Raw genomic sequence first — 15,428 nt, 5'->3', positions numbered from 1 at the left:
GCTCGATCGTGCTGAATGCAACCGGTCATCAGTGCGGGATTGTTGCTGCTGCTGGCCAGTATCGGGGCGGTCTTTGTCCAGTCTTTGCTGCACTGGGTGACTCTGGCAGCCTGTCTGTTCTGTGCACTGGCTGTCTGGGGACGAGTCAGTGGCAGACCCACAAAGGCCATTGTGGGTCTCGCTTTGATGCTCTGTCTTGTCAGTGCTCGTTGCGGAGCCGGTGCCATGCCCAGGCCTCAGCCAGGGGATCCAAGCCTGTTCATTCCAGGAGATGCCAACTCTCTTGCCGTGCGCGTGGTGGGCAGGATCCATGCGGACGGTGCCGTGCGGAACGATCGTTGCCGAACGTTTCTGCAGATCAGCAGTCTCAACGGCCGGATCAGTCGAGGACGAACGGAGCTGACGCTCGAGCCCTGCGGGTCGCCTTTGCTCACAGGAGCCTGGATCGAAGCAGAGGGAACCTTGCGTCGGCCCCAGCCTTCACCCCATCCACTGCTTCCTGCTGTTGATCAACGACTGGCTCTGAAGGGGAGTTGGAGTCGCCTGCGCACGGATTCCATCCATGTATTGCGGCAGGACTGGGCTCCCCTAGCTGCTGCGCGTCGAACCATTGCTGCGCGTTTCATCGACACGGCAGGCCCGCAGGAAGGTGGTTTGCTGGCGGCCCTGGTGCTGGGTGGCGCTCAAGTGACACTGCCGCAAACCCTGTCCGAGGAATTCCGGGTGGCAGGTCTCTCACATGCCCTTGCAGCTTCAGGCTTTCACCTGTCAGTGCTCTTGGGTTGTGCACTGGCCTGCACCCGAGCATTGCCTGCGCCTGTGAGAGTCGCGGCAGGGTGCATCGCCATGGCGCTGTTTCTTGCTCTGGCCGGAGCACAGGCTTCGGTGGTGCGTGCGGTGCTGATGGGTGCAGCAGCACTGTTGATTCGTGAAAGTGGATCCTGCAGTCGCAGGCTGGGAGTGCTGCTTGTCACTCTGGTGCTGATGCTGCTGGTGCATCCAACCTGGGGGCGTTCCATTGGCTTTCAGTTCAGCGCTGCAGCAACGGCTGGCCTGGTGATTTCGGTGGGCCCCCTTGAACAGTGGTTCCTGCAGCACTGGCCCCAGTCACTGCACCGACTGGCTCCAGTGCTCTCGATTCCCCTTGTGGCCCTGTTCTGGACACTGCCGCTGCAGTTGCTTCATTTCGGAGCAGCACCGCTGTACTCCGTGCTCAGCAACGTGCTGGCAGCGCCATTGCTTGCGCCCCTCACGCTGGCCTCCATGGCTCTGGCTGTGATGGTTCTGATCCTGCCTTCAGCGCTGACATCGGTTCTGCTGCCCTGGCTGATCTGGCCTGTTCAACAGCTGAGTTCATGGATGATCGCTTTGGTGCACTGGATCAGCCAGTGGCCATGGGCTCAGCTGCTCACGGGCCCGGTTCATCCTCTGCTTGCCCTGTTGTTTTCCCTGAGTCTGCTCCCCTGGCTGTTGCCGATTCCCCTGCGCTGGCGTGGCTGGTCGGTGTTGATGCTGTCGTTGGTGGTGTGCCTGCAGGTTCGCGGTCAGCTTCGGGATGACTTGATTCGTGTGGAGCAGTGGGGTCGCCAGTGGTTGTTGCTGCGCCACAAGGGACGGGCGGCCTTGGTGAGTAGTCATGGCGATGATTTGAGTTGTGGAATCGGGACACGACTGAGCCGCGGGCTCGGCCATCAGCGGCTGGATTGGATTGTGGTCCTGGATCCGGTGGGTACGGATCATCAAGCCTGTTGGAACGCACTCACGCCTACGCTTCAGGCCGAACAGACAGGACGCTTGCCCTTGTCACCTGGTCAGCGTCTGCAGAGTGATGGACTGAGCATTGGCGTTTCTCATCACCACGGTCGCCTGTTGCACATCCGTTATGGCGGCCAAGCTCAGCGACTGCGTCGCAGAGATTTACGCCCCCAATCCGGTTGAGTGCTCGAGTGCCTTGATGGCCGCCTACTAAGCTGTCATTGCGCCATGAGCGCTGGGAGAGGTGGCAGAGTCCGGTTGAATGCGCACGACTCGAAATCGTGTAGGGGTAACACCCTCGTGGGTTCGAATCCCACCCTCTCCGTTTCATCAGCTTCCCTGATGGGGGATGGTTCTCTTTGTGTGAACAATGCTTGTCTTATTTCGCACTCTTTCACCTGACAAATCTCTGCTGATTGTTCAGGCCAGAAATGTTGATGCTATTTCGAAAAACTTCTTTTATCTAGTTGGATTGGGTTGATTTTTCTGTTTAGTAAAGAGTTGGTTTGCCTGCGCCTAATGGTGAATCTCAATCTCATTGACATTCCTCAGTTGAGCGGCTGGCGAACAGTCAGCCCCTGAAGACTGCCTGAAGACATTCCGCATCAGATTGCATTTACGAGTGAAACAGCAGCACGAGCCCTTCACTGACCTGATGAAATTCCCGCTCCTCTCTGCTCAGATCCAGTCCGACCTCCAGTCCTTCGGTGACGGCCAGGTCAAAGGGTGGGGTGCTGGGTGCTGCATCCCCCTGCCAAAGGGCGGCGATTCCCACGGCTGTGGCATGCCAGTGGAAGTGTGAGGTTTCTCCGATGGAAGCCTCCCGGAGGGCCTCTTCGAGGAGACCGTTGAGAGCAGTGCTGGTGGATGCCATGCCCCAAGCTTCGGGACAGGCGCCGGGGACGGCAATCGCCTGAGAGACTTCTTGATCAATCTGTCGCGTGCTGAGACACGCTTGGACGTTTCGCAAGCAGGGTGATCTCGTTCTGTGCCGTTGCGGCTACTGGCCCTTGGCTGCTGACGAATGCATGCCCCTGAGGTTGATTGGGTTGAGACGAGAGGGACAACGCTTGGTCAGTACTCCCCGCCGTCCTGTTCTTTCAGCGTCGCCCTCCAAGCTCCGTCGTCGCGCATCACGCCGTCACCTCGAGCTGATTGCGGCTCCGCCTTCGAGCCTGTCCGCGCTCACGCTTGTTCGGCATCAAAGTCGTCTGGGGCGTTCGCTTAAGCGCAGTGGTGATGTCGTGTTCTCAGCCGCAGTGCTTGGGCTTGGCTCGCCGCTGTTTCTGCTTCTGGCTGTCCTGGTCAAGCTCAGTTCGCCAGGTCCTGTCTTCTACGTCCAGAAAAGGGTTGGTCGTGGCTACCGACCTTTCGGATGCATCAAGTTCCGCACGATGAGGCCTGATGCCGATGTCGTTCTGGCCCAGGTGCTGGAGCGCTCTCCTGAGATGCGCGCTGAGTTTGAACGCGATTTCAAGTTACGCAACGACCCTCGAATAACGCCCATCGGCAGATTCCTGCGTCGTTCGAGCCTTGATGAGCTGCCGCAGTTCCTCAATGTTCTACGAGGCGAGATGAGTGTTGTCGGTCCAAGGCCGATCGTTAACAAGGAGATTGCTCGTTACTCCGACTACATGGATGAAGTCCTTGCCGTGAGGCCCGGTCTCACAGGCCTCTGGCAGGTGAGTGGCAGGAACAATCTCAGCTACCCCAAGCGGGTCAGACTTGATCTGGCCTATGCACGAGGTCGGTCCTTCCTGCTCGATCTGGCCATCATCCTCCGCACCTTCGGCGTGTTGCTGTTGCCGATGGATCGAGGTGCTTACTGAACCTGTCCCTGCAGGCCCCAGCCCAGCAAGGCTGCAATCAGGATCCAGAGCAGCTCCAGGCGTTTGCTCAGTTCAAGGATTTTGTTGACAGCCTTCGGGTCCACATTGGGCTGGCCGGTTCCCAGCAATGGCTTATCCACCCAGCGATCGCCATAGCGGTTGCGGCCACCGAGTTGTACGCCTGCACAGTGCGCATAAATCGCTTCTGATCGTCCTGCGTTAGGGGATGCATCGTGCTGGCCCTCGGATTCAGCCGACCTGACCAGCTCTGGCAACTGGCGCCAGGGTCTGCTCACCAGCGGCAGGCTCAGCATCACCAGACGGCAGGGCAGCCAGGTCAGCAGGTCATCCAGTCGAGCTCCTGCGGTGCCAAGCCAACGCAGCTTGCCTCTGCGGTAACCGAGCATGGAATCCAGAGTGCTGGCGGCCTTGAATCCCCAGGCCAGGGCCAGTGGGCCTGGAGCGGCGGTCCATCCAAGGCTCCAGAGAGTTGACCCCACCAACATCCAGAACAGTGGTGCGAACAGCCCGTCCACCGCATTCTCACTGGCGGTTTCAGCGCTGGCGCGCAGGATCTCGTCACCGGTGAGTGAGGTCGTGTCACGGCCCACGATCCAGCTGAGCTTTTCTCGTGCTGCCGAGAGATCGTCGCCGCCTTTGCAGGGAAGGGCTGCAATCACGTTCAGCACACTTTGTTCAAGACTTCTGGCTGCCAGTGCACTGGCAAGGCCTGCGACCAGAGCAAGCACCGCGATGCTCTGGAGTGCGCCCTGCGTGTGCAGGGCGATCCGTTCGATCAGCCATCCGCAGCCAGCGCTGCCAAGGGTGAGAATCAGCGTGATGGTCAGTCCACCCAGACGCAACCTGGCGGGATCATCCCCGCACCAGCTTTCAGTGCTGCGCTGCAGTGTGCTGATGCTACGGCCCATCCACACCACTGGGTGGGGTGACCAGAGTGGATCGCCGATCAGCCGGTCGAGACCGGCTGCGGCGATCACCAGGAGAAAGGGCTGAATGAGGCCCTGTTCAGGAGGCCTTCAGCCAGCTGAACATCGAGCGCAGGCCCTTGCCCACTTCTTCGATCTTGTGATCACCGTCGCGCTTGCGGATTTTGTTCATCTCAGGCTTGCCGGCTTCGCACTCAGCCACGAAGTTCTTGGCGAAGGTGCCGTCCTGGATGTCCGCGAGGATTCGCTTCATCTCCGCTTTGGTGTCGTCGGTGATCAGGCGGGGACCACTCACATAATCGCCGTACTCCGCTGTGTTGGAGATCGAATCGCGCATGGCTGAAAGACCGCCTTTCACCATCAGATCCACGATCAGCTTCACTTCGTGCAGGCACTCGAAATAGGCCAGTTCGGGCTGATAGCCTGCTTCGACGAGGGTCTCGAAGCCTGCTTTGACCAGCTCGGAGAGGCCGCCACAGAGCACGGCCTGTTCGCCGAAGAGGTCGGTTTCGGTCTCTTCCTTGAAGTTGGTTTCAAGAATGCCGGCGCGGGTGCCGCCGATTCCCTTGGCATAGGCCATGGCCAGGCCGCGGGCATTGCCGGAGGCATCTTTCTCAATGGCGAAGAGCGCTGGCACACCCTGGCCGTTCTGATATTCCCAGCGCACGGTGTGACCAGGGCCCTTGGGGGCGATCATCACCACATCCACATCGGCCGGCGGTTGGATCAGGCCGAAACGGATGTTGAAACCATGGGCAAAGCTGAGAACCTTGCCAGCGCTCAGATGTTGAGCGATTTCCTTGTCGTAGACCTCTTTCTGGAACTCATCGGGAAGCAGCACCATGATCCAGTCCGCTTTGGCCGCAGCGTCGGAAACGCTCAGCACTTCAAGGCCGTCGGCTCTGGCCTTGTCAGCGGAACGGCTTCCCTCATAAAGGCCAACCACCACGTTCACGCCGCTGTCCTTGAGGTTCAGCGCGTGGGCATGGCCCTGGGAGCCATAGCCGATGATGGCGACCGTTTTGCCGCTGAGCAGCGAAAGATCTGCATCGGAGTCGTAAAAAAGCTGAGCCATCCGGACGACGAACGTGGAGCTTGGTAACGACCGAGCTTACGCAAGTGTGGGGACGATCATGCCTCGTTGGGGTGTGCGATCACCCGGTCAATCAGCCCGTAGTCCTTGGCTTCTTCGCTGCTGAGGAAGTAATCACGATCGGTGTCTTTCTCAATTTTCTCGAAGCTCTGCCCGCTCATCTCAGCCATGGAGCGGTTCAGCATCTCCTTCATGCGCAGAATCTCGCGCGCTTCGATTTCGATGTCGCTGGCTTGTCGTTGAGCGGTTCCGCCCAGGGGCTGGTGAATCATGATCCGGCTGTGGGGCAGGGCCAGGCGCTTGCCCTTGGTACCCGCTGCCAGCAGGAAGGCTCCCATCGATGCGGCAAGGCCCACGCAGATGGTGACCACGTCACTCTTGACGTATTGCATGGTGTCGTAAATCGCCAGTCCAGCCGTGACCGATCCACCAGGAGAATTGATGTACAGATAGATCGGTTTGCTGCTGTCTTCCGAGTCGAGGTAAAGCATCTGAGCGACCAGACTGTTGGCCACCGCATCGTTCACCTCGGAGCCAAGGAAGAGGATTCGCTCAACTCCAAGTCGTGTGTAGATGTCCACCCAGCGCTCCATCTGGCTGCCGGGCAGGCGGTAGGGGACGCTGGGGGTACCGATCGGCATAGGTCCTGGTGGGTTGAAGAAAAAAAGTTGAAACGAGGGGGCTTGGGCTGGATTAACCAGCCGGAACTGGAGCGGGCAGTTCCTTGCGACTGGCGAGTACTCGGTCGATCAGTCCGTAATCCTTGGCCTGATCTGGAGTCAGATAACTCATGCGATCGGAATCCCTGGAGAGTTCCTCCACGCTGCGCCCGGTGTTGGTCGAAAGAATTTCGAGCATGGCTCGCTTGTTGTGCAGCACCTCCTTGGCACGGATCTGGATGTCTGTCGCCTGGCCCTGTGCGCCGCTGCGGGGCTGATGCAACACGATCGAGGCGTGGGGCAGGGCAGCTCGATGTCCTTTGGTGCCAGCGGACAGGATCACGGCAGCTGTTCCCATCGCCTGACCGATGCAGATGGTGTGCACCGGCGGCTTGACGTAGCGGAGGGTGTCGCAGATGGCGAAAGCTTCCGTCTCGAATCCAATGGCGTCGCCTGTATACCAGCTGGTTCCAGTGGAGTTGATATAGAAGTAAATCGGCTTGTCGGGATTATCGAACTCGAGGAAAAGAAGCTGGGCAATGATCAGTTCTGTGACGTCAAGTCCAACCTGACGCTTGGTGTCGTCGTCAGAAAAAAGGGGCAGTCCCAGATAAACAATTCGCTCCTTGAGAAGCAGTGAAGGCAGATCCGGGGGCGGAGTCCGCATCACCGACGAGTCGCCGTAATAAGGGGCTGATGTGGTCATCCGCGTCGGGCCGCCATGGTCGGTGGAGCCTAGCGGGACCCCGGGGTGGGACGCTCATTGCGCCGGTTCTTGCGTGGCGGTTTTGCTCCAGGACTGCTCTTGCCGGCGGCGGTTGATTCACCATCCTTGTCGAGCCGACCGAACACCATCCGTCCGCTTGGGTTTTGCAGGGCTCCGGTGATCACCACACCCCGCCGTTCACCGATGGCGGCCCGGGCGTTTTCAATCACCACCATCGTGCCGTCCTCCAGATAGGCCACACCCTGATGCTCCTCCTTTCCTTCGCGGACGATCTTTAGGTTGAGTTCATCGCCAGGCTGCACTTCTGGACGCAGTGCGATCACCAGCTCGCTGAGGTTCATCACCTTGAGCTCCTTCACTCTGGCCACCTGGGCAAGGTTGAAGTCCGCTGTCACCAGGGTCCCGCCGGTGTCTTCCGTGAGCTGCAGCAGTCGATCGTCCGTGCCTGCCCCGTCGTAGCGGGTCGTGTTGATCACCAGACGTTTGTCGTAGGTCTCTCGCAGGGCATTCAGCAGCTTCAGGCCTCGTCGGCCCTTGCCGCGTTTCTCCAGGTTGTTGGAATCGGCGAGTTGCTGCATTTCATTGATCACCGTCTGGGCCACGATCACCTTCCCCTCCAGCAGACCGCAGCCGATCATTCCCTGAATGCGCCCATCGATGATCACGCTGGTATCGAGGATCTTGGCTGTAGCGGGTGTGAGCACACCATCGGCCACCAGCAGAGCCTCCGTGGAGGTTGGATTGAACAGCCTCAGCAGCGTGCGTCCATGCACCTCGGCCAGGTTGTAACCCAGCACGCCGAAGAACACATTGCTCAGAATCGCCGCCAGCGGCTTCACAAGAGAGCTTGCACCGGCCAGAGGCAGCAACAGAATCGGAGCCAGCAGCAGATTGGCCACCAGCAGCCCGAGGATCAGGCCTACCGCCCGGCTGACCAGAAGATCGGTGGGCATGGTGCGCACCTGATTCATCAGCCGCTGGCGCAGACGGCGAAAGACCAGCCCTGCCACGAGACCGATGACGGCACCCCCGGCGCTCAGGCCCAGTCGCACCTGCTGGGCGTTGGTGTCATCCAGAAGTTCCTGCGGAAGCAGATGCACGCCCATCCAGCCGGTCGCCGTCCCGGAGATCAGGAACAGGATGATGATGAGCGCTTCGACCATGAGGTTGGGTTCTCACTGCCCAGTCCAGTTGCAGGCAGCATGCACCATTCTCTCTCTCCTGGCTCGGGCTGATGACCGCACCCGCGCCCCGCAGCGCCTACGTCCACATTCCTTTCTGCCATCGGCGCTGCTTTTACTGCGATTTCGCAGTGGTGCCCCTGGGGGATAAGGCTGATGCCCAGGGCGGTCCCGGGAGTCGCTCGATTGAGACGTATCTCGAGCAGCTGCTCAGGGAAATTGCACTTTCACCGTCGGGACCGCCGCTGGCCACCGTCTATGTCGGTGGAGGAACCCCTTCGCTGCTGACCCCTGAACAGATCGGGCGTGTGCTCAACACCCTGCGAGCGCGTTTCGGATTGCAGAGCGGGTCTGAAATCACGCTGGAAATGGACCCCGCCAGCTTTGGGCGGATGGATCTCGAGGCCTTGCTGTGCTGCGGTGTGAATCGGGTCAGCCTCGGTGGTCAGAGTTTCGACAACCAGGTCCTGGAGTCCCTCGGTCGCCGTCATCGCCGATCGGATCTGCTGGAAGCCTGTGAGTGGCTCCATGGCGCCGTGGAGCATGGCGCCCTGCGCAGCTGGAGCCTTGATCTGATTCGCAACCTGCCTGATCAGAGCGACGAGGCCTGGGGCGTTCAGCTCGAGCGTGCCGTGGCGATCGGCGCTCCCCATCTCTCCATCTATGACCTCAGCGTGGAACCGGGCACGGTGTTCTCGAAGCTTGAGCAACGCGGTGAGCTGGAGTTGCCTGATGAGGACGGGGCTGCCGATCGGATCGCCGCCACTAGTGAGCGCCTCGCCAGGGCTGGCTATTGCCGCTACGAAATCTCCAATTTCTCCAGGCCAGGACATGCCTCCAGGCATAACCGTGTGTATTGGAGCGGCGCCGGCTGGTGGGCGTTTGGTCTGGGTGCCACCAGTGCTCCCTGGGGTGAGCGTTTCGCCAGGCCCCGAACCCGTGAGGCCTATGGCGATTGGCTGGAGCAGCAGCAAAGGGATGGTCCGCATGCCTCGCTGCTGAGGGAGCTGGCTACGCCGATGAGCCTCGAGGATCGGCTGCTTGTTGGGCTCAGGCGTCGGGAAGGAGTCGAGCTCATGGAGCAGGCCCACGGTTGCGGCTGGTCTCGGGATCGTTGCAGCCGCTGGCTGCCTCAGCTGGAGGCCCGCTGGGCAGGATTTCTTCAAACTGATCTGATGCGGCGCTGCGGCTCCCGCTGGCAGCTGACCGATCCTGGTGGGATGGCCGTCAGCAATGCGGTTCTGGTGGAGCTGGTGGAGTGGTGGGAGGAGGTGACGGCTGACGCTGATCGTCCAGCCAGCTGCGCAAGGCCTTGATCGCAAGACTGCGACCATCCATCCGGGCCCTGCTGAAGGGCGGTTGTGAGTGGGTCAGCCCGAGCAGATCGGCGGTCACGCTCACCTGCCCATCGCAGTCGTCTCCTGCTCCTATGCCGATCACCGGGATCGTCACATGCCGCCTCACCTGCCCTGCAAGTTCGGCAGGTACGTGCTCGAGAACCATGGCGAAGCATCCCGCCGACTCCAGTTCGGCAGCCTGCATCAGCAGGCGTTCCTGGCTGCGTGGATCTTTGGCCTGACGGCGGTAGCCAAGGCTGTGAACCGCCTGAGGCAAGAGTCCCAGGTGTCCCATCACGGGGATCCCCGTGCGGACCAGTCGTTCAATCACGGCCAAAACCTCCGGTTCAGCACCCTCGAGCTTCACGCCAGCAGCATCGGTCTGTTTGAGCAGAGTTCCTGCCGCAGCCACCGCTCGATCCAATCCGCACTGGTAACTGAGAAAGGGAAGATCGGTGATCACCAGCGGTTGCTCGGCAAGTGGTTTGCTCAAACCCCTGCAGACCGCCTGGGTGTGCAACACCATCTGCTCAAGCGTGACGGGAAGCGTTGTGCTGTGGCCGAGGCTGACCATGGCGAGTGAATCTCCCACCAGCACCACATCCGCACCCGCGTCCTCCACAAGGGAGGCGCTGATGGCATCCCAGGCGGTGAGCATGGTGATCGGTTGGCCGGTCTGCTTGAACCGGATCAGGTCGGAGGCGCGCAACCGCTCTCTCAAATCAGCGGACTTCCATTGCTAACATTGGAAGCGACTCGGACCTATGCGGTTCAAACGCCCAAACTTGGTCAGAACCGGAAGGCAGCAGCCACACGGGATGCTCTGAACAGGCGTGGACTCCGGGTCACCACAATGGTTGGTTCGCTCCGGCTGCTCAAGAGCAGGTTTGAACTCGGAGCTGACCGGGATCAGCTGTTTGGCTCAACGTCAGGCCGCTGCTGCCGCTGTCTCAGAAATTCAGGAATGCGAGCGCCGGAATCCTGCGATTCAGCAGGAGTGAAAGCTGATGTCGCTGCGCGCGGAACGCTCCTTTCGGTGCGATAAGGCTGACCATTCTCAAACCCTGTGGCGATCACGGTCACGTGAATCTCACCTTCGAGGCGTTCATCCACCACAGCTCCAACAATGATGTTGGCTTCGGGATCGACCACGTCATAAATCACTTCGGATGCGCTGGTCATGTCCTCAAGGGTCATGTCACGGCCACCGCTGATGTTGATCACACAACCTTTGGCACCATCAATGCGCGCAGCCTCCAGCAGAGGGCTGTTGATCGCGGTCTGAGCGGCTTCGATGGCACGGGAACGACCGGATCCGACACCGATGCCGAGCAGGGCAGTGCCGGCTTCGGTCATCACCGATCGAACGTCAGCGAAGTCGACATTCACCAGCCCAGGACAGGTGATGATGTCAGTGATGCCCTTCACGCCCATGCGCAGAACATCATCAGCACTGCGGAAGGCCTCCTGAAGGGGAGCACTGCCGATGGCGTCACGCAGACGGTCGTTGGGGATCACGATCAGCGTGTCAACGTGCTCAGCCAGCCGGGCGATGCCCTCATCGGCCTGGCGCATGCGGCGTCGCCCTTCAAATCCGAAGGGTTTGGTGACGATCCCAACGGTGAGAGCGCCGCTTTCCTTGGCGACTTCAGCAACAACGGGCGCCGCACCGGTACCGGTGCCTCCACCCATGCCGGCAGCGATGAACACAAGATCGGCACCCTGAAGAGCCTGCTGCAGATCGGCACGGGATTCTTCAGCCGCTTTCTGACCGATGCTGGGGTTACCACCGGCGCCAAGGCCCCGAGTCAGGGTCTGTCCGAGCTGGACACGGTGTTCCGACGATGATTGCAGTAGTGCCTGAGCATCAGTGTTCAGAACTCTGTAAGCGACCCCTTCAAGGTCGCTTTGAATCATGCGGTTCACGGCGTTGCTGCCACCACCTCCGACGCCGATCACTTCAATTCGGGCGGATTGGGAAGGAAGAATTCCTTCCGAGTCAGGAGAAGGGGACATCTGACCGTTCACCATCTCCATCGTCGGCGTCGAACCACTCAAGTGCGTGTGCATTATGTCCCTGAGAGCGATAATCGCCGAATTCAAATCACACTCGTTGTGGTTTCAGCACTGTGCAACGACCGGTCAGGGTTTGCTGGTTTTCTGTTTCGGGCTTGGTTTCAGCTGTAATTCGGGTTTGGAGGGATCTGAAAGATCGATGCCGCTGCTGGTTTTCCCCCGCAGATTTTCGGGAAGACTGCTGGACAGCAGTGCGATCGTGCGGAGCTGCTGATCCAGCAGCCGCTCATTCGAACCCAGTTGCACGAGGCCAAGCGTTTGCGTGCGCAGGCTGAGGTCTCCATCCGGAGCGATGTGGATCTCACTTAAAGGACTGCCCAGCTGATCGCGTTGCGCCAGCACCGCAGCAATCATTGAGCGCCGGCTAGGAATCCACCCATCTACACGCACTGCACTGGCGGGGGCTTCACCCTGGCGCGCGACGGTGAGCGGCATCCAATGACCTTCAAAGTCGACCATCCCCTGTTCCTTGCCGCGGGCTCCCATTCGGCTCGCAGCCGCCACGGGACGTCGATCCTGCAGCTCGATGTCCAGTCCCGGCGGGACAAGCCGTCGCTTGACTGACACGGACTGCACCGGCAGCTCGGCCTGCAGCCGGCGCTCCAGAAGGCCTGGCTCCAGCGTGATCAATGGGCGTGGGAAGCGCAGGCCTGCGGCTTTGACCACCGCTTCGCTGCCCAGTCGTTCACTGCCCCGCACCGTGAGCTGCTGCTGCGAGCGCAGGCTCCAGCCTGCGCTGAGCAGAACCCAGACCAAGCCGCCTGAGACTCCGCCGAGCAGGAGGATGCGCCAGATCTGAATCAGCCGCTCCCGACGTCGCTCCTGGCGCAGCCTGCGCCGGCGTTCGACTCCCGGAGGCAGGGGAGTGCTGGTGTTGCTCTCCTGTTTGTTGACTTTCGAGCGGGTCATCACAGGTCGCAACGTGCCTTCGCCATCAACTGATCCATCCAGCGGCGGGCCCGTTCCGCATCCGAGAACGGCACATCCATCTGCCGCCCTTCACCGATGAGCCTCAGGCGGCAGCGACCCTGTGATTCGTGGGCCAGTGGTGCATCGCCCGATGAGAGCGACATCAACTCCACCAGCTCGAGCGTCTTGATCACAAATCGGCCCTCATCCTTGAAGCTGCCCGCATGGAAACTGCTCCAGCTCAGCTCACCGTTCTTCAGCCGTGCTGCACCGCAGCCGTCGAGTTTGGCCAGTTCGGATGATTCGCTCCAGACCCGAAACAGATTCTGGCGCCGCCGCTCCAGCCATCCCAGGGACGCCAGCAGCACGAACACCAACAGCAGCGGAAACCAGAGCAAACCGTGCATCATCGCGGCAGCAGCAGAGGCAGACGGCTCATTCTTGCGCTGTGTTCACCAGCTCCGCCACCAGCTGTGGCAAAGGAACACCGGAGGCCTCCCACAGCGTTGGATACATGCTCTGGGATGTGAAGCCCGGCAGGGTGTTGATCTCATTCAGCCAGATCTGGTCATTGGCCTCGTCATAAAAGACATCCACACGTGCCTGGCCATAGGCGTGAACGGCGCGGCAGGCATCGAGGGCCATGGCCTGAATGCGTTGGCTGACTGAATCGGACAATGGCGCCGGGATCAGGGTTTGACTGCGTCCTTCGGTGTATTTGGTCTCGTAGTCGTACCAGTCGGCATCAAACCGCACTTCACCCACCACGGAAGCTCTCAGATCCTTTCGCCCCAGCACGGCACATTCAAGTTCCCGGGCCTTGACGCCCTGTTCCACCACCAGACGCGGATCGAGTTTCGCCGCCAGCTGCAGGCCAGCCAGCAGTTCCTCGCGATGACGAACTTTGCTGATCCCCACGGATGACCCGAGGTTGGCGGGTTTCACGAAGCAGGGATAGCTGAGCTCCTCTTCCAACCTGTTCAGCAGGCGTTCGAGCTGCTGCGGGTTGTTGAGATCAGCCGCGTTGATTCCCAGATAGGGAACCTGGGGAATCCCGGCAACGCTGAAGGCTGCCTTCATAGCCAGCTTGTCCATGCCGACTGCGGATCCGAGCACGCCGGAGCCCACGAACGGTTGCTGCATCAATGTGAACAGACCCTGAACAGTGCCGTCCTCCCCATTTGGTCCGTGCAGAACCGGATACCAGACATCGATACATTCGGGGTCCAGGGGCAACTGGCGCAGCCCTCTGGCAGGAAGCGGCTGAGGCAGCTGTTCATTGGTGAGTGCCGAGCCTCGCTCCAGCACGTTTCTGGCGATGGTTTCCGGCCACCAGCGCCCTTCGAGGTCGATGTAGACAGGAGTGACCAGGAACCTTTCGCCTTGGCTGGCATCGACCAGAGCCTTGATCACTGTTGAGGCGGACCGGATTGACACGTCGTGTTCACCGGATGCCCCTCCGAACACCACGCCAACGCGGATCTGGGAAGTCGGCATGGGGGAGCAAGCTTTACAACGGTCTGCGCCGAAAGGTATCAGCCGTGCACAGGAGTGCCACTGAGAGAGAAGGAACGAACCGCATCGATGCGAACCTGAACCAGATCGCCAGGTTCCCAGCGACGCCCATCAGAAGCTTCCGCACTGAAGAACGTCAGGCGATTCGTGCGGGTGCGTCCCATCAGCTGCGTCGGGTCCTTGGGGTTGATGCCCTCCGCCAGCACCTCTTCGACCCGGCCGGAGTAGCGACTGTTGCGTTCTTTGGCGCAGCGCTCCACCAGGGCATTGATCTCCTGCAGACGAGCCACTTTCACCTCCTCGGGAAGCTGGTTGTCCCAGTCCGCCGCTGGGGTATTGGGCCTAGGTGAGTAGGCGGCCGTATTCACCAGATCAAAGCAGATCTCCTCAATCAGCTTCAGGGTTCGTCTGAACTGGGCATCGGTTTCGCCGGGGAACGCAACGATCACATCGGCGCTCAGTGAGGCCTCAGGCATGCGTTCACGGATGTGGTCGATGATCCTGCGATAGCGCTCAATGGTGTAACCGCGGGCCATCGCCTGCAGCACGTCGTTGTCTCCGCTCTGGAAGGGGATGTGGAAGTGCTCGCAGAGCTTGGGGAGATCGGCACAGGCATCAATCAGACGCCTGGTGAAGTAGCGGGGATGGCTGGTGGCGAATCGGATCCGTTCAATTCCTTCAACGTCATGGACGTAATGGAGCAGGTCCGTGAGTGTGTTTTTGCGCCGTCCTTCTGCAGTGATGCCAGGCAGATCACGGCCATAGGCGTCGATGTTCTGCCCCAGCAGAGTGATTTCCCGGTAACCCTGCTCCGCCAGTCCCTCCATCTCCAACTTGATGGCGTCAGGCAGCCGCGATTGCTCCTTGCCGCGCACGGAAGGCACGACGCAGTAAGTGCAGCGTTCGTTGCAGCCATAGATCACATTCACCCATCCGCAGATGCTGCTGTCGCGGCGAGCGGTGGTGATGTCTTCAAGGATGTGGTGCTCTTCAGTCGCCACCACCTGCTGACCGGCGTCAACCTGCTGCAACAGTGTTTCCAGTCGATTGGCGTGTTGCGGCCCCATCACCAGATCCAGTTCGGGCACGCGCCGCAGCAGTGATGCACCCTCCTGCTGGGCAACGCAGCCCGCGACCACAAGTTTGAGATGGGGATTGATGCGTTTCCGGCGCGCCTGGCGCCCGAGGTAGCTGTAGACCTTCTGTTCAGCGTTGTCGCGGATCGTGCAGGTGTTGTAGAGAACCAGGTCGGCATCCAGCTCAGCGGTGGCTTCCCGATAGCCCATCGACTCAAGAATTCCTGCCATCCTTTCGGAATCAGCTTTGTTCATCTGGCAACCGAAGGTGGTGATCCAGTAGCTGCCCCGCTCCAGGCCTGGCAGTTGATTGGTTGAGGCAGA

At 60.4% G+C, this 15,428-nt stretch carries 15 protein-coding genes, 1 tRNA gene and 1 other RNA gene; 5 read left to right on the top strand and 12 right to left on the bottom strand.

Going from position 1 to position 15,428, the window contains the following annotated elements:
* Nucleotides 1–15 precede the first annotated feature (15 nt).
* Entirely contained in the window at nt 16–1,938 is a 1,923-nt protein-coding gene (locus tag SIB83_RS03575) for a ComEC/Rec2 family competence protein (protein WP_413746799.1), read from the top strand.
* A gap of 55 nt (nt 1,939–1,993) precedes the next feature.
* A tRNA-Ser gene (locus SIB83_RS03570) sits at nt 1,994–2,080 on the top strand.
* Nucleotides 2,081–2,371: 291 nt separating this feature from the next.
* On the opposite strand, the gene SIB83_RS03565 is transcribed toward SIB83_RS03570, so the two are convergent.
* The gene (locus tag SIB83_RS03565; protein WP_413403666.1) at nt 2,372–2,629 is read right to left on the bottom strand and encodes a hypothetical protein; all 258 of its coding nucleotides are present in this window, start codon (nt 2,627–2,629) and stop codon (nt 2,372–2,374) included.
* Between the two features lie 154 nt (nt 2,630–2,783).
* Here SIB83_RS03565 and SIB83_RS03560 point away from each other — a divergent pair, with 154 nt between their 5' ends.
* Nucleotides 2,784–3,584 (top strand): sugar transferase, encoded by an 801-nt coding sequence (locus SIB83_RS03560; RefSeq protein ID WP_413406548.1) that lies wholly within the window; start codon nt 2,784–2,786, stop codon nt 3,582–3,584.
* On the opposite strand, the gene cbiB is transcribed toward SIB83_RS03560, so the two are convergent.
* The 5 genes from cbiB to SIB83_RS03535 are packed head-to-tail and all read right to left on the bottom strand — an operon-like array spanning nt 3,578 to nt 8,173.
* Entirely contained in the window at nt 3,578–4,582 is a 1,005-nt protein-coding gene (gene cbiB / locus SIB83_RS03555; protein WP_413746798.1) for an adenosylcobinamide-phosphate synthase CbiB, read from the bottom strand. The genes SIB83_RS03560 and cbiB overlap by 7 nt on opposite strands.
* A 28-nt stretch (nt 4,583–4,610) precedes the next feature.
* Nucleotides 4,611–5,606: a ketol-acid reductoisomerase gene (gene ilvC / locus SIB83_RS03550; protein ID WP_413403664.1), complete on the bottom strand. Its 996-nt coding sequence runs from the start codon at nt 5,604–5,606 to the stop codon at nt 4,611–4,613.
* 56 nt (nt 5,607–5,662) lie between these two features.
* Nucleotides 5,663–6,265: an ATP-dependent Clp protease proteolytic subunit gene (locus SIB83_RS03545; protein ID WP_066906823.1), complete on the bottom strand. Its 603-nt coding sequence runs from the start codon at nt 6,263–6,265 to the stop codon at nt 5,663–5,665.
* A 52-nt stretch (nt 6,266–6,317) separates the two neighbouring features.
* Nucleotides 6,318–6,989: an ATP-dependent Clp protease proteolytic subunit gene (locus SIB83_RS03540; RefSeq protein WP_066906825.1), complete on the bottom strand. Its 672-nt coding sequence runs from the start codon at nt 6,987–6,989 to the stop codon at nt 6,318–6,320.
* 29 nt (nt 6,990–7,018) lie between these two features.
* Entirely contained in the window at nt 7,019–8,173 is a 1,155-nt protein-coding gene (locus SIB83_RS03535; protein ID WP_413746797.1) for a PIN/TRAM domain-containing protein, read from the bottom strand.
* Nucleotides 8,174–8,244: 71 nt separating this feature from the next.
* Between SIB83_RS03535 and hemW the strand changes: the two genes are divergently transcribed.
* Nucleotides 8,245–9,507 carry a radical SAM family heme chaperone HemW gene (hemW, locus tag SIB83_RS03530; protein ID WP_413746796.1) on the top strand — a complete coding sequence of 421 codons (1,263 nt, stop codon included), beginning with the start codon at nt 8,245–8,247 and terminating at the stop codon, nt 9,505–9,507.
* Here the strand turns inward: hemW and panB are convergent.
* A complete protein-coding gene (gene panB / locus SIB83_RS03525) occupies nt 9,419–10,237 on the bottom strand; it encodes a 3-methyl-2-oxobutanoate hydroxymethyltransferase (RefSeq protein ID WP_413403661.1) in 819 nt (272 codons plus the stop codon). The two genes, hemW and panB, sit on opposite strands and share 89 nt — an antisense overlap.
* Before the next feature lie 44 nt (nt 10,238–10,281).
* Between panB and ffs the strand changes: the two genes are divergently transcribed.
* An RNA gene (gene ffs / locus SIB83_RS03520) (signal recognition particle sRNA small type) lies at nt 10,282–10,378 on the top strand.
* A 59-nt stretch (nt 10,379–10,437) separates the two neighbouring features.
* On the opposite strand, the gene ftsZ is transcribed toward ffs, so the two are convergent.
* From ftsZ to miaB, 5 genes are all read right to left on the bottom strand, one after another.
* Nucleotides 10,438–11,598, bottom strand: a complete 1,161-nt coding sequence (gene ftsZ / locus SIB83_RS03515) for a cell division protein FtsZ (protein WP_413403660.1) — start codon at nt 11,596–11,598, stop codon at nt 10,438–10,440.
* A gap of 72 nt (nt 11,599–11,670) precedes the next feature.
* Complete coding sequence (locus SIB83_RS03510) at nt 11,671–12,513, bottom strand: cell division protein FtsQ/DivIB (RefSeq protein ID WP_413746795.1); 843 nt, start codon at nt 12,511–12,513, stop codon at nt 11,671–11,673.
* Nucleotides 12,513–12,923 (bottom strand): hypothetical protein, encoded by a 411-nt coding sequence (locus SIB83_RS03505; protein ID WP_413403658.1) that lies wholly within the window; start codon nt 12,921–12,923, stop codon nt 12,513–12,515. The genes SIB83_RS03510 and SIB83_RS03505 overlap by 1 nt, the downstream gene beginning before the upstream one ends.
* 25 nt (nt 12,924–12,948) lie before the next feature.
* Nucleotides 12,949–14,010 (bottom strand): D-alanine--D-alanine ligase family protein, encoded by a 1,062-nt coding sequence (locus SIB83_RS03500; protein WP_413403657.1) that lies wholly within the window; start codon nt 14,008–14,010, stop codon nt 12,949–12,951.
* Nucleotides 14,011–14,048: 38 nt separating this feature from the next.
* On the bottom strand, nt 14,049–15,359 hold the full coding sequence (miaB, locus tag SIB83_RS03495) for a tRNA (N6-isopentenyl adenosine(37)-C2)-methylthiotransferase MiaB (protein ID WP_413747278.1): 1,311 nt from the start codon (nt 15,357–15,359) through the stop codon (nt 14,049–14,051).
* Nucleotides 15,360–15,428 lie beyond the last annotated feature (69 nt).

The sequence above is a fragment of the Synechococcus sp. MIT S9507 genome (assembly GCF_047304715.1).
Lineage (GTDB): Bacteria > Cyanobacteriota > Cyanobacteriia > PCC-6307 > Cyanobiaceae > Synechococcus_C.
Note: the sequence above shows the minus strand (reverse complement) of the source record. Positions and strands in the feature narration are given on the sequence as shown.